Source organism: Klebsiella sp. GN_Kp190, from assembly GCF_040061795.1.
GTDB lineage: Bacteria > Pseudomonadota > Gammaproteobacteria > Enterobacterales > Enterobacteriaceae > Klebsiella > Klebsiella michiganensis.
On the sequence record NZ_JBEAFN010000029.1, the window covers coordinates 1 to 13,769 of the forward strand.

9 protein-coding genes are annotated in these 13,769 nt (G+C 58.7%); 3 read left to right on the forward strand and 6 right to left on the reverse strand.

All coding sequences use genetic code 11. The features are described from left to right. Positions 1-62 precede the first annotated feature (62 nt). Positions 63-704, reverse strand: a complete 642-nt coding sequence (locus tag ABLU67_RS17790; RefSeq protein ID WP_004848179.1) for a hydrolase — start codon at positions 702-704, stop codon at positions 63-65. Positions 705-994: 290 nt separating this feature from the next. On the opposite strand from ABLU67_RS17790, the gene ABLU67_RS17795 reads away from it, so the two are divergent. Then, on the forward strand, positions 995-1,897 hold the full coding sequence (locus ABLU67_RS17795) for a LysR family transcriptional regulator (protein ID WP_004129645.1): 903 nt from the start codon (positions 995-997) through the stop codon (positions 1,895-1,897). Here the strand turns inward: ABLU67_RS17795 and malZ are convergent. The 5 genes from malZ to phoB form a co-directional block, all read right to left on the reverse strand. Next, positions 1,894-3,711, reverse strand: coding sequence for a maltodextrin glucosidase (malZ, locus tag ABLU67_RS17800; RefSeq protein WP_165795124.1), 1,818 nt, complete (start codon positions 3,709-3,711; stop codon positions 1,894-1,896). The two genes, ABLU67_RS17795 and malZ, sit on opposite strands and share 4 nt — an antisense overlap. Positions 3,712-3,864: 153 nt before the next feature. After that, complete coding sequence (proY, locus tag ABLU67_RS17805; RefSeq protein ID WP_014228149.1) at positions 3,865-5,235, reverse strand: proline-specific permease ProY; 1,371 nt, start codon at positions 5,233-5,235, stop codon at positions 3,865-3,867. A 123-nt stretch (positions 5,236-5,358) separates the two neighbouring features. Next, on the reverse strand, positions 5,359-6,678 hold the full coding sequence (brnQ, locus tag ABLU67_RS17810) for a branched-chain amino acid transporter carrier protein BrnQ (protein WP_014837566.1): 1,320 nt from the start codon (positions 6,676-6,678) through the stop codon (positions 5,359-5,361). Positions 6,679-7,096: 418 nt separating this feature from the next. After that, positions 7,097-8,386 (reverse strand): phosphate regulon sensor histidine kinase PhoR, encoded by a 1,290-nt coding sequence (phoR, locus tag ABLU67_RS17815; RefSeq protein ID WP_004848171.1) that lies wholly within the window; start codon positions 8,384-8,386, stop codon positions 7,097-7,099. Between the two features lie 21 nt (positions 8,387-8,407). Then, positions 8,408-9,097: a phosphate response regulator transcription factor PhoB gene (gene phoB / locus ABLU67_RS17820; RefSeq protein WP_004099401.1), complete on the reverse strand. Its 690-nt coding sequence runs from the start codon at positions 9,095-9,097 to the stop codon at positions 8,408-8,410. Between the two features lie 278 nt (positions 9,098-9,375). On the opposite strand from phoB, the gene sbcD reads away from it, so the two are divergent. Next, the gene (gene sbcD / locus ABLU67_RS17825) at positions 9,376-10,578 is read left to right on the forward strand and encodes an exonuclease subunit SbcD (protein WP_014228147.1); all 1,203 of its coding nucleotides are present in this window, start codon (positions 9,376-9,378) and stop codon (positions 10,576-10,578) included. Next, on the forward strand, positions 10,575-13,709 hold the full coding sequence (gene sbcC / locus ABLU67_RS17830) for an exonuclease subunit SbcC (RefSeq protein ID WP_134897077.1): 3,135 nt from the start codon (positions 10,575-10,577) through the stop codon (positions 13,707-13,709). The genes sbcD and sbcC overlap by 4 nt, the downstream gene beginning before the upstream one ends. The last annotated feature ends 60 nt before the right edge of the window (positions 13,710-13,769 follow it).

A 13,769-nucleotide genomic window follows, 5' to 3' on the forward strand; every position in this document is an offset into this window, starting at 1 on the left:
AGTCAGTGACCGGGGCGGGCAAACGAAGCCAACAAAGAGGCAGCTTGAAGGATGAAGTGTATTTAAGCTTTACGCTCTGGCGCGCCGTGCACCATGGTATAAGCGTAATCCACGCCCATCCCGTAGGCGCCGCTGTGCTCGCGCACCAGGTCCATCACCGCGTCATACGTCTCTTTACGCGACCAGTCGCGCTGGTACTCCAGCAGCACCTGCTGCCAGGTTACCGGCACCGCGCCGGCCTGCACCATACGGTCAATGGAGCGTTCGTGGGCATCAACCGAGGTGCCGCCGGAGGTATCGGTCACTACGTAAACTTCATAGCCCGCATCCAGCGCCATCAGCGCCGGGAAAGTCAGGCAGACTTCCGTCCACAGTGCGGAAATAATCAGTTTCTTGCGTCCGGTCGCCTTTACCGCTTCAACAAAAGCCGCGTCTTCCCAGGAATTCATTGAGGTACGTTCAATAGGTTTCACATCAGGATGTACGGCCAGCAGTTCCGGCCAGATATAGCCGCTGAAGCTTTTGGTTTCTACTGAGGTATAAATCACCGGAACATTAAAAATTTTGCCCGCTTTGGCTAAGGCCACCGTATTATTTTTCAGGGTCTGACGGTCAATATTGGCCACGCCAAAAGACATTTGCGGCTGGTGGTCAATAAAAATAAGCGCTGAGTTTGAGGGATCGATCAGTTCACGAATAGACATAACATATCCTGTTAATCAATGAGTTAAAAAGATACTACCGTTTCCGTTGTGCTGTCTGGATCCTGACTGATAAAGCATGGTGAGTATAGTCAGTAATTTCTAACGAGTTATTAAAGATTTTTTTCTGATTTATTTCCAAAGCGAAAGTTATGACTATTCGATTAACCATTACAAGATGGGCGAAATTATGTTTATCAAATTTTTACGGTTAACCGTTCTAAATTATTCACTGGAATTGAACAGGGCGCTCCGGTAAAACGGGGGCACTCTTTTTTACCGGAAGCTGACGCATGCGCCTGAACCTTGATGTCCTGTTGATTCTCGACGCGCTGGACAAACATGGCTCTTTTGCCACCGCCGCAGAATCGCTATTTAAAACCCCTGCCGCGCTGAGCTACATGATTCAAAAGCTGGAAAACGATCTGAATATCACTCTGTTGGATCGCTCCGGGCACCGGGCAAAATTTACCGATACGGGCAGAATGATGCTGGAGAAAGGCCGATTGCTGCTGAATGCCGCCAAAGATCTGGAAAAGCAGGCGGTGCAGCTCAGCGCCGGTTGGGAACGGGATCTGGCAATCGCCCTGGATGACTCTTTCCCGTTTAGCGCGCTGCTGCCGCTGATCGACGCGTTCTACGCCCAGCATCCGCAAACCCGCCTTAACTTTACCCACCATACTCTTGCGGGCTCGTGGGAAGAGCTCACCCACAACGGCGCGGATATTATTCTCGGGGCGATCAATGAACCGCCGACCTCCGCCGAATGGTCGTGGAAAATGCTCGGCGCCATGGACAATATTTTCGTCATCGCGCCGGGGCATCCGCTGGCGGAAACAACCCAACCGCTGACCAATAAGCAGCTCAGCCTGCATCGCGCGGTGGTTATCAGCGACAGCGCCCGCTACTGCCATCCGCTCAACAGCAACCTGCTCGACGAGCAGCCGCAAATCCGCGTCGATGATTTCGCCAGTAAAGTCGAACTCTTGCGCGCCGGGCTGGGCTGCGGCTTTTTACCGCGCCACATTGCCCGGCCGTGGCTGGAAAAAGGCGAGCTGGTCGAAAAGGCCGTCATCTCCTGCCGCGAGAAAGATATCACCTATATGGCCTGGCGCAGCGGCAACGACGGGCTGGCCCAGCGCTGGTGGCGCGAGGCCATTTTGCAAAGTGAAAGCCTGGGCCAGCTCTACGACTAGCGGCTAAACCAGACGCTGGCGGAGATCGCCGGTAGCGTCAGCACGCCGTCGTGTAGCGCCCCGGCGCCCTCTTTCAGTTGCCAGCCGGTGACGTCGAGCAGCGGCGAATCCTCCACCACCACCTCGCAGGCTTCGCCGCGGTTGATCGCCACCAGCACGCGCTGCTGTTTATAGACGCGCACGAACACCACCACGTTATCTTCGGCATAAATCACCTGACAGCCGCCGTAGCGCAGCGCCTGATTGGCCTTACGCAGCTTGCTCATCCGCTTGTACAGTTCGAGCAGAGCGCCATCCTGCAAAGCCGGATCCCACGGGAACGGCTTACGGCAGAACGGATCGTTATTGCCATCCACGCCCACTTCATCGCCGTAGTAAATGCACGGCACGCCCGGCCAGCTAAATAGCCACACCACCGCCAGCGGCAGGCGGGCAACATCTTTGCCGAGCAGAGACTTAAAGCGCGCGGTATCGTGGCTATCGAGCTGGTTAAACATCCGCAGCTGCTGCTGGTGCGACAGCCCGGCGCGATAGTTATCCATCCACGCCATACAGGTCTGCGCATCGATTTTCTGCGGATCGTAGGAGATATCGGTGTTCGCGAGAAAGCCCCACAGCGGAAAGGTAAAGCCGCGGTAGTTCATCGCCGAATCTTCAACGTCGGCCTGTAGCCACTGGCGCGCGTCGCCGAAATGCTCACCGAACACGAAAGCGTCCGGCCGCTCCAGCTTCGCCGCCTGGGTAATGCCGGCGATATGGCGCAGGTTATTGCGCGCCCCGCCCTCTTCGCCCAGCATATGCACCACGTCCAGGCGCCAGCCGTCCATGCTCCATGGCGCTTTCAGCCAGTGGCGCACGATACTATCTTCCCCGGCATAGATTTCATCGATCAGCGTCGACGACCGGTAGTCCAGCTTAGGCAAGCTGGCGTATCCCAGCCAGTCGTGGGCAACGCCCTCGGGGGAAAAATTATACCAGTCGCGCCACGGCGAATCGGCGTTATGGCAGGCGCCGCCGCTACCGCGCTGGTGGCGGTCGAACCAGGCATGCGAATCGCCGCTATGGTTGAACACGCCATCGAGGATCAGACGCATTCCCTCTTTTTGCGTATGGTGGCGCAGGCGCAGCAGCGCCGCATCGCCGCCAAACTGCGGATCAACGCGACGATAATCCTCGGTATCATATTTATGCACGCTGGGGGCGACAAATACCGGGTTCAGGTACAGCGCCGTTACGCCAAGCTGCTTCAGGTACGGCAGCCGCTCGCTGATACCATCGAGATCGCCGCCGTAAAAGGTGGAGCCGCCCGCCTCGGCGGTTAGCGGTTCATCCCACGCTTTGCGCACGATGTCGTGACCGGCGGCGTGATGGTAATAAATCGCATCCTGTCCCGCTTCGCGAGACTCGCTGCGGGCAAAACGGTCAGGGAAGATTTGATAAAATACCTGATCGGCTACCCACTGCGGTCCGCTGTCCGGCAGATCGACCGCAAACTGCTCCAGCCTCGCCGGCGGAAAGCGGTTGAACCCCTGCGGCGTGAACCACAGCTGACGGTCGGCCCACAGCAGCTTGAAGCTGTAACGCCGACGCGGCTGCCCGTTAACGAGGCTGATTTCCCCGCGCCACGCCACCACGCCCGGATGCGGCTCCTGCCGCAGGCGGTGCATCGGCAGCGACAGCTCTTCGTTATCCTCTTCCGCGCGCAGCGTGACCCGCGGCGGCAGATCGTCGCCGCTTAACCATAGCGTAATAATCAGTCGTTCCTGCTGTTCCTTAATAAACGGAGCAACCGGGAGGTGCCATGCCTTCAACATCATTATTCCTCTCTTTGCAGAATGGGCACACCTTGCCACAGCGTACTGGCGTATGACTCATCATCGGCAGAATTATTGGGGGAGGATGGCGGGGGTGGAGGGATAGCTTGCCGGATAGCCCGTGCGTATCCGGCAAGAAGAGAACGAAAATGACTAGGCTTTCGCCAGTTTTCGCTCGCGGCGGGTTTTAAACTGCCAGCCAATCAGCAGCAGGAGAATCCACGCAAAGCCAACGTACAGCGAGATGCGGGTATCAGGATGGTAGCCGATCAGACCGATAATAAAGACCAGGAACAGCAGGCCAATCACCGTGGTCGCGACACCGCCAGGCACCCTGAACTTCAGCGCCTTCGCCTCTTCCGGCGGAAGGCGGCGACGGAAGGCGATCTGCGACAGCAGGATCATAATCCACACCCAGACGGTGGCGAAGGTCGCCAGCGAGGCGATCACCAGGAAGACGTTCTCCGGCATAATGTAGTTAAGATAGACCGCGAACAGCAGGGCAATCGTCATCACCGTCACCGTCACCCACGGCACCCCGCGACGGGAGGTTTTCGCGAACATCTTCGGTGCGCTGCCCTGTTCCGCCATGCCGTGCAGCATACGCCCCACGCCAAAGACGTCGGAGTTAATCGCCGACAGCGAAGCGGTCAGCACCACAAAGTTCAGGATGCTGGCGGCAAAAGTGATGCCGAGATGCTGGAAGGTCAGTACGAACGGGCTGCCGTTGGTCCCGACCTGGTTCCACGGATAGATAGACATAATCACAAACAGCGTCCCGACGTAAAACACCAGGATACGCATCGGCACCGAGTTAATGGCGCGCGGAATGGATTTCTCCGGATCTTTCGCTTCGCCGGCGGTGATACCGATGATTTCGATCCCGCCGTAGGCGAACATTACCATCTGCAGCGACATCACCATCCCCAGCCAGCCGTTGCTGAAAAAGCCGCCGTTGCTCCAGAGGTTGTGGATACCCGTCGGCTGCCCGCCGTTGCCAATACCCCAGATAATGATGCCGAAACCGGCGAGGATCATGATGATAATCGTGGCGACTTTGAAGAAGGAGAACCAGAACTCCAGCTCGCCGAAGACCTTCACGCTCATCAGGTTGACGGCGCAGATAATCAGCACCACGCTGAGTACCCAGATCCAGTGCGGTACCGCCGGGAACCAGACGCCCATATAGATACCGAAGGCCGTGACGTCGGCGATGGCGACAATCAGAATTTCGAAACAGTAGGTCCAGCCGGTGATATAGCCCGCCAGCGGGCCAAGATAATCCTGCGCGTAGCGCGAGAATGAACTGGCGGCCGGGTTATGCACCGACATCTCGCCCAGCGCGCGCATGATAATGTAGGCCGCGGCGCCGCCGATAATATAAGCCAACAGAACGCTCGGCCCCGCCATTTTAATCGCGTCAGCCGAACCATAGAAAAGGCCGGTACCGATTGCCGACCCCAGCGCCATAAAGCGAATATGCCGGGTACTTAGCCCGCGCTTAAGCTTGTTACTACTTTCCATCGTGTTCCATGCCGTTTTTCTCCTCTGGCCTTCGCGGGGGCAAAGAACAAAGGAGGGTGACCAAAAAAACAAAAAACCACGGGACCTGAAGTCCCGTGGTTAAACACCTGTGTAAAGCGTCGGTTAGTGCGCGCTGGATGTCACCTGACGTCCCGCTGCGCGATCCCAGATAACCGCCAGCACCACCATAACGGCGGTTGGCATCAGCCAGGCCAGGCCCTGCTCCGCCAGCGGCAGACGCGCGGTCCAGGACGGCATCATCTCTGCAAACGCCGACGCTTTAATGCCGTCAATGATACCAAACATCAGGCTGATAAACATTGCCGGGGCGATAACGCGGGACGAATTATGCCACCAACCGCGGGTAAAGCTTAATACAACCAGTGCGATACACGGCGGATAGATAGCCGTCAGCACCGGAATCGAAATCTGAATCAGGTGGCTCAGGCCGAGGTTGGAGACCGCCATCGAAAACAGGCCGAGGATAAACACCAGCGTACGGTAGGAGAACGGCAGGTACTGGGCAAAGAACTCCGCGCAGGCGCAGGTCAAGCCCACCGCCGTCACCAGACAGGCGATAAAGATCAGCGCCGCCAGCAGGAAGCTTCCCGCGCCGCCGAAGGTGTGCTGGACGTAAGCATGCAGAATCGCCGCGCCGTTAGCGGACTGCTCCACCAGCGTGCCGCTATCGGAACCTAAACGGAACAGCGCCAGGTACAGCAGCGTCAGGCCCACGCCGGCCATCAGGCCAGCCCAGACGGTGTAGCGGGTCAGCAGGCGGGCTTCGGTGACGCCGCGAGAACGCGCGGCGTTAACAATCACGATACCAAAGACCATTGCCCCGAGGGTGTCCATGGTCAGATAGCCGTTGACGAAGCCGTTAGAGAACGGCGCGGTGCGGTAGGCTTCCATCGCGTGGCTCAGCGGACCGGCAGGCCAGACGATTGCCGCCACGGCGAGAATAATCAGGGCGATAATTTTCAGCGGCGCGAGGAAATTCCCCACGGTGTCCAGCAGCTTGCCCGGGTAGAGCGAAACGAGGATCACCAGCGCAAAATAGATAACGCTGTAAATCAGCAGCGGCAGCGGGCCGTCGCCGGTCAGCGGCGCAATCCCCACCTCAAAAGAGACGGTCGCGGTACGCGGGGTCGCGAACAGCGGCCCTACGGCCAGGTAGCAGACGACCGCCAGCAGGATACCGGCGACTTTACCAATCGGCGTGCTCAGGCTCTCTACGCCGCCGCCGACTTTTGCCAGCGCCACGACCGTTAGCACCGGCAGACCCACGGCGGTAATCAGAAAGCCAATGGCCGCGCTCCAGACGTGTTCGCCGGCCTGTAAGCCAACCATTGGGGGGAAGATAATATTGCCTGCGCCGACAAACAGCGCGAAGGTCATAAAGCCCAACGCTATGATGTCGCGAGATTTTAACTGATGGGTCATAAATTCATTACAGCCTGTGGATGTGGTGTTGTAAAAACGGATAAATACCGCGCCTTTCCCCTGGGGATGATACAGCGGCCATTGTCAGTAAACTCAGCGGGATATGCTCCCAAAGCGGCGTGGAAAAGAATTGTTTTTTGAATTACCACGCAAAAACAGTCTGTCTGCGACCGTAGGGGGGCAATTTAAACGCTTATAACGTTTTAAAGCAAGGAGGGATCGCAAAAGCAGATGATTATGCTAACTCTATTTTGATGCGTAGAATTATTTACCTGATGGATAGAAAACATCTGGCTTATCATGCGAACAAAAAAGCAGCGAGCGTTCGTTAATTACGCAGCTGTGATTGCGCTGCAAAGGAAAATGACCAGCCGAAGCTGGTCATTGGCAAGTTATTCTGACACCCGGCCGCTCGGGCTCAATTTTTGGCAATTAAACGTTCCGGTAACAGGAAGCTAAAGCGGGTGCCTTTCCCCAGCGTACTCTCAATTTCGAGGCGGCTATCGTGATGGCTGACGGCGTGTTTGACGATCGCCAGCCCCAGACCGCTGCCGCCGGTCTGTCTTGAACGCGCTTTATCCACCCGGTAGAAACGCTCGGTCAGACGCGGAATATGTTCCGGCGCGATGCCCGGCCCGTTATCTTCGACGCTGAACAACGCTCCGTGCGGCGCGCGCTGCCAGCTTACGGTAATGTCCGTTCCCGGCGGCGTATGGTTGACCGCGTTATAGACCAGGTTGGAAATGGCGCTGCGCAGCTGTTCTTCATTACCCAGTACTTTCAGCGATTCATCGACCGAAAAATGCAGCACCTGCCTCTGCTGGCTTAGCGTTTGCGCCTCGCGCTCGACCACCCGCAGCATCATCGGCACATCGATTTTATCGTTCATCGCCAGTACCGGCGCGGCTTCGATTCGCGACAGCGTCAGCAGTTGCTTAACCAGGCCTTCCATGCGCTGGGTTTGTTCACGCATGGTGTGCAATGCTTTTTCGCGCGTTCCCCCTTCCAGCACCTGCTCCTGCATCATCTCCAGATACCCCTGCAGCACCGTCAACGGCGTGCGCAGTTCGTGGCTGACGTTGGCGAAAAAGTTTCGCCGCGCCCCTTCCAGCTGGTGCATCTGCGTGACATCGCGCGCCACCATCAGCAGCTGTTTATCGCTATAGGGCATCACGCGAATTTCAAGATGACGGCCGTTATTCAGCACCAGATTGAGCGGTTTGGAAAAATCGCGGTATTTCAGATAATTGGCAAATTCAGGGTAGCGCAAGAGGTTAAGGATGTTCTGCCCGTTATCGTCAGGCCAGCGCAGATTCAGGATCTGCTGGGCCAGACCGTTGCACCAGAACATCACCCCTTCTTCGGTGGTCAGCACCACCGCATCCGGCAGAGACTCCGCCCCGCTGCGAAAGCGCTTAATCAGGCTTCCCAGCTCACGGCGGCGCTTTTTATTACGCATCTGCATCTGGTGCAGTCCGTAAAGCAGCGGCTCCCAGCTGCCGCTGCCCGGCGGCGGCGTCATGCTGCGATCAACCCACAGCCACCACGACAGGCGCATCAGATTCCAGAAATGCCAGACAAGAAGACCGGTCACTGCCGCCAATAAAAACCACGGCAGGTAACCTAAAAACGCCCCGAGGATCAGGGCCGGGATACAACACAAGAAAAGCTCAAGCGCCAGCCTTTTCCATGACAGCCGTTCCAGCACGGTTCACACTCCTGTCAGCATTCAGAAACGGGCGGAGAAACGATATCCCGTACCGCGAACCGTTTGTACCATCCGGTCATGGCCGCTATGTTCCAGCGCTTTGCGCAGACGGCGAATATGCACGTCTACCGTTCTGTCTTCGACATAAACGTTGGTTCCCCAGACGTGATTCAGCAGCTGTTCGCGGCTATAGACTCGCTCCGGGTGCGTCATGAAGAAGTGGAGTAATTTAAACTCCGTAGGCCCCATATCCAGCGGATTTTCGCCGGTCATGACGCGATGCGAAGAGGGGTCGAGGCTCAGCCCCTGCATTTCAATCACCTCCTCCACCGCCATCGGCGAAATGCGCCGCATCACGGCTTTAATTCGCGCCACCAGCTCTTTCGGGGAAAACGGCTTAGTGATGTAGTCATCGGCGCCGGTCTCCAGGCCGCGGACGCGATCTTCCTCTTCGCCGCGGGCGGTCAGCATCACCACCGGAATATCACGGGTCATCGCTTCACGCTTGAGCTGTTTAATAAACTGCAGACCCGACCCGCCCGGCAGCATCCAGTCAAGGAGGATCAAATCAGGCCAGGGTTCATTGAGCTGATTGACCGCGCTGTCAAAATCTTCCGCCTCGACGGGCTGAAAGCCGTTTTGCTCCAGAACAAAGCAAACCATTTCGCGGATTGGAGCTTCATCTTCAACGACCAGAATTCTTCTCGCCATTATTTACCCTGTATTTTTTAGCCATCAGTATAGAAGTGCGCGGCCATTATGCGTCAGATTTATGACAGATTTATGAAAAAAATGACCGCCAGATGAACGCGGATTTCGAATTGTGACACGGACTTAACTCACCCAAAAGCAGCGTTATCCCCTCAATAATTCAGGTTTCACTCCCCACAAGTACAGGTAACCAGGTGGCTGGACGTAGCCAACGCATAAGCAACTTGAAGGATGACGGGTATATAATGCCGCTTACGCTTTTTCTCCAGGGAACAACTATGCGCATCCTTCACACCTCTGACTGGCACCTTGGGCAAAATTTTTACAGCAAAAGTCGCGCCGCCGAACATCAGGCGTTTCTCGACTGGCTGCTGGCCAGCGCGCAGGAACATGATGTCGATGCCATTATTGTTGCGGGCGATATTTTTGATACCGGCTCACCGCCGAGCTACGCGCGCGAGCTGTATAACCGCTTTGTCGTTCAGCTGCAGCAGACCCGCTGCCGGCTGGTGGTGCTGGCGGGAAACCACGATTCGGTCGCCACCCTCAACGAGTCGCGAGACATTCTCGCCTTCCTGAATACGACGGTGGTGGCCAATGCCGGCCACGCCCCTTTTATCCTGCCGCTGCGCGACGGTACGCCGGGGGCGATTTTTTGTCCGGTACCGTTCCTGCGCCCGCGTGAGCTGGTGACCAGCCAGGCCGGGCACTCTGGCGGCGAAAAGCAGCAGCTGCTGCTCAGCGCCATCAGCGACTACTACCAGCAGCAGTACCAGCTGGCCTGCGAACTGCGCGGCGACCGGGCGCTGCCGATTATCGCCAGCGGCCATTTAACCACCGTCGGCGCCAGCAAAAGCGACGCGGTTCGCGAAATCTATATCGGTACGCTGGACGCCTTCCCGGCGAGCCGTTTTCCGCCCGCCGACTATATCGCGCTCGGCCACATTCACCGGGCGCAGGTGGTCGGCGGCTGCGAACATATCCGCTACAGCGGTTCGCCCATCCCGCTGAGCTTTGACGAAACCGGGAAAAATAAGAGCGTCAATCTGGTCACTTTCGCTAACGGCTGCCTGACGGACGTCACGCCGCTTATCGTCCCCGTCACCCAGCCGCTGGCGGTCCTGAAGGGCGATTTCGCCAGCATTAGCGCACAGCTAAACCAATGGCAGAATAACGACCAGCAGCCCTCAGCGTGGCTGGATATAGAAGTCACCAGCGACGAATATATGCATGATATCCAACGTAAAATCCAGGCGCAGACCGAAACGCTGCCGGTAGAAGTGCTGCTGGTGCGCCGCAGCCGCGCCCAGCGCGATCGCATTCTGGCCGGCGCTCAGCGCGAGACCCTCAGCGAACTGCAGGTGGAGGACGTCTTCGCCCGCCGTCTGGCGCTGGAAACGCTGGAAGCAACGCAGCAGCAGCGCCTGGAACAGCTCTTTAATGAAACGCTGCATAGTCTGAACGGTGAGGATCGCCTGTGAAAATACTCAGCTTACGCCTGAAAAACCTCAACTCACTCAAAGGCGAATGGAAAATTGATTTCACCGCTGAGCCCTTCGCCAGCAACGGACTGTTCGCGATTACCGGGCCAACCGGCGCCGGAAAAACCACCCTGCTGGATGCAATCTGTCTGGCGCTGTATCACGAAACCCCGCGCCTGAGCAGCGTGTCGCAATCGCAGAACGATCTGATGACCCGCGACACCGCCGAATGCCTGGCGGAAGTGGAGTTTGAGGTAAAAGGCATCGCCTACCGCGCCTTCTGGAGCCAGAACCGGGCGCGAAACCAGCCGGACGGCAACCTGCAGGTTCCGCGCGTCGAGCTGGCGCGCTGCGAGGACGGCAAGATCCTCGCCGATAAGGTCAAAGATAAGCTGGAACTGACCGCCTCGCTCACCGGCCTGGACTATGGCCGCTTCACCCGCTCAATGCTGCTGTCGCAGGGGCAGTTCGCCGCCTTCCTGAACGCGAAACCGAAAGAGCGCGCCGAGCTGCTGGAGGAGCTGACCGGCACCGAGATTTACGGCCAGATTTCGGCACAGGTCTTTGAAAAGCATAAGCAGGCCCGCGTCGAGCTGGAGAAAATTCAGGCCCAGGCCTCCGGCGTGCTGCTGCTGAGCGACGAACAGCAGCAGGCGCTCCAACAAAGTTTGCAAGCGCTTACTGATGAAGAAAAACAGCAGGTTAGCGAACAAACCCGCCTGCAAAATGCCCGTCAGTGGCTGGTACGCGGCGCAGAGCTGACGGCAGAAGATCGGCAGGCTCAAACCGCGCTACGCGAAGCGCAGGCTGCGCTGGAGCAGGCGCAACCGCAGCTTACCGTATTGCTGAATGCCCAGCCCGCGGAGCAGCTACGCCCGCAGTGGACGCGTCAACAGGAGCAAATCGCCGCGCTGGCGCAAACCCGCAATCTGAGAGAAGAAGTAAATACTCGCTTACATGAACGACTGCGGCTGCGGGCGGGGATTCGCCTCGCCGCCCGGCAGCAATCTGAACGCCTGCAGAACCACCAGCAAACGCTCGCCGCATGGCTAAAAGAGCACGACCGCTACCAGCGATGGGGCAATGCGCTGGCGGGCTGGCGGGCCGCTTTCCAGCAGCAGGCCCGCGATACGCAGCAGCAAGCCGCTCTGCAGCAGCGTCTGGCGGAAACCAGCCGCCGGCTGGGCGAACTGCCGCCCGACGGGCTGGCGCTGGATGCTGAGCAGGTCAGCGCCAGCCTCGCGCAGCACGCCGCGGCGCGCGCTCTGCGCCAGCAGCTCGCGGCCCTGCATGGCCAGCTGCAGCCGCTGAGCCAGCGATTATCACAGCTTCATGCCGCCGGGCAGGCCAGTAAGCAGGAGCAGGAGCGGCTGGAAACCACCCTGGCCCAGCGCCGTCAGGCCTATAAAGAGAAGAATCAGCAGTTTAGCGATGTCAAAGCCCTGTGCGAAATGGAAGCGCGCATTGCCGGTCTGGAGGCCGAGCGAGCCCGCCTGCAGCCCGGTTCCCCCTGTCCGCTCTGCGGTTCCGCGCAGCATCCGGCCGTCGCCGAGTATCAGGCGCTGGTTCCCGGCGTAAATCAGGCGCGGCGCGATGCGCTTGAGCGCGAAGTCAAACAGCTGGCGGAGGCCGGCGCCCTGGTGCGCGGCGAGCTGGACGCCCTGCTTAAGCAGCAGCAGAAAGAGGCCACCGAGAAAGCATCGCTTCTGCAGCAGGAGCAAGCGCTTACCTCACGCTGGCAGGCGACGATCGCCGGATTAAATATCGACCTGACGCCAAAGGATGACATTCCCGGCTGGCTAAACGCGCAGCAGGAGCATGAACAGCGGCTGTATCAGCATCAGCAGCGTCTGGCCTGGCAGGCCCAGCAGCAGGAGTGCCAGCAGCAGCTCCAGCAGCTCCAGCAGGAACAAGCGCAGCGCAGCGCCGCGCTGGCGGCTGAACTGGCCGCATTTGCGCTGAGTTTACCGGCAGCAGAGCAGGCCGCAGGCTGGCTGGCGCAGCGGGAAGACGAGACCCGCGGCTGGCAGGCCAAACAGAACGAACTGATCGCCCTGCAGGAACAGCTTCAGCAGCTGACCCCGCTGCTGGAGTCCTTGCCGGAAACGGACTTAGCGGCGGAACCCGCGCCGCTGGACGGCTGGCGCCAGGTGCACGACGACTGCCTCGCGCTTCAGAGCCAGTGGCAAACCCTGGGGCAACAGGAGAGCCAGCAGCAGGCTCAGTTGAAAGAGAGCGAAGCGCAGTTCAGCGCGGCGCTGGCCGCCAGCCCGTTCGCTGACCAGCAGGCGTTTCTCGCCGCGCTGCTCGATGAGGAGACGCGCCGGCGCCTTGAACGCCTGAAGCAGACGCTGGAAAGTACGCTACAGCAGAATCAGGCGCTGGCGATGCGGGCCCGCGAGGCGCTGGATAGCCACCGCCAGCAGCCGCCGGCGGAAACGGATATCAGCCAGCCTCTTGAGCGGGTACAGGAACAGCTTCAGCAGCTGACGACGCTGCTGCGGGAAAACAGCGCCCGTCAGGGAGAGATTCGCCAGCAGCTGAAGCAGAATGCAGAAAACCAGCAGCGTCAGCAGTCGTTACGCCAGCAGATGGAACGCGCTGCGCAGGAAGTGGAAGACTGGGGATGGCTGAACGCGCTTATCGGCTCCAGAGAGGGCGATAAATTCCGTAAGTTTGCGCAAGGCCTGACGCTGGATAACCTGGTGTGGCTGGCCAACCATCAGCTCAACCGCCTGCACGGCCGCTATCTGCTGCAACGCAAAGCCAGCGACGCCCTGGAGCTGGAAGTGGTCGATACCTGGCAGGCGGACGCGGTGCGCGACACCCGGACGCTGTCCGGCGGCGAGAGCTTCCTCGTGAGCCTCGCGCTGGCGCTGGCGCTCTCCGATCTGGTGAGCCATAAAACGCGGATAGACTCGCTGTTTCTCGATGAGGGCTTCGGCACTCTGGACAGCGAAACCCTGGATACCGCGCTGGATGCGCTGGACGCGCTCAACGCCAGCGGCAAGATTATCGGCGTCATCAGCCACGTTGAGGCGATGAAAGAGCGCATTCCTGTGCAAATTAAAGTTAAAAAAATCAACGGGCTGGGCTATAGCCGTCTCGATAAAGCTTTCGCCGTCGAATAAATTTCCCCCTCCGCACCTGTCTTCAAGCCTCTCCCCCACGGGAGAGGTCGCGCCGTTGCC

What these genes read in the sequence shown, in the direction of transcription:
- sbcD (WP_014228147.1), top strand. Translation starts at nt 9,376, where the DNA reads ATGCGCATCCTTCACACCTCTGACTGGCACCTTGGGCAAAATTTTTAC.
- brnQ (WP_014837566.1), bottom strand. Translation starts at nt 6,678, where the DNA reads ATGACCCATCAGTTAAAATCTCGCGACATCATAGCGTTGGGCTTTATG.
- ABLU67_RS17790 (WP_004848179.1), bottom strand. Translation starts at nt 704, where the DNA reads ATGTCTATTCGTGAACTGATCGATCCCTCAAACTCAGCGCTTATTTTT.
- proY (WP_014228149.1), bottom strand. Translation starts at nt 5,235, where the DNA reads ATGGAAAGTAGTAACAAGCTTAAGCGCGGGCTAAGTACCCGGCATATT.
- ABLU67_RS17795 (WP_004129645.1), top strand. Translation starts at nt 995, where the DNA reads ATGCGCCTGAACCTTGATGTCCTGTTGATTCTCGACGCGCTGGACAAA.
- phoB (WP_004099401.1), bottom strand. Translation starts at nt 9,097, where the DNA reads ATGGCGAGAAGAATTCTGGTCGTTGAAGATGAAGCTCCAATCCGCGAA.
- malZ (WP_165795124.1), bottom strand. Translation starts at nt 3,711, where the DNA reads ATGTTGAAGGCATGGCACCTCCCGGTTGCTCCGTTTATTAAGGAACAG.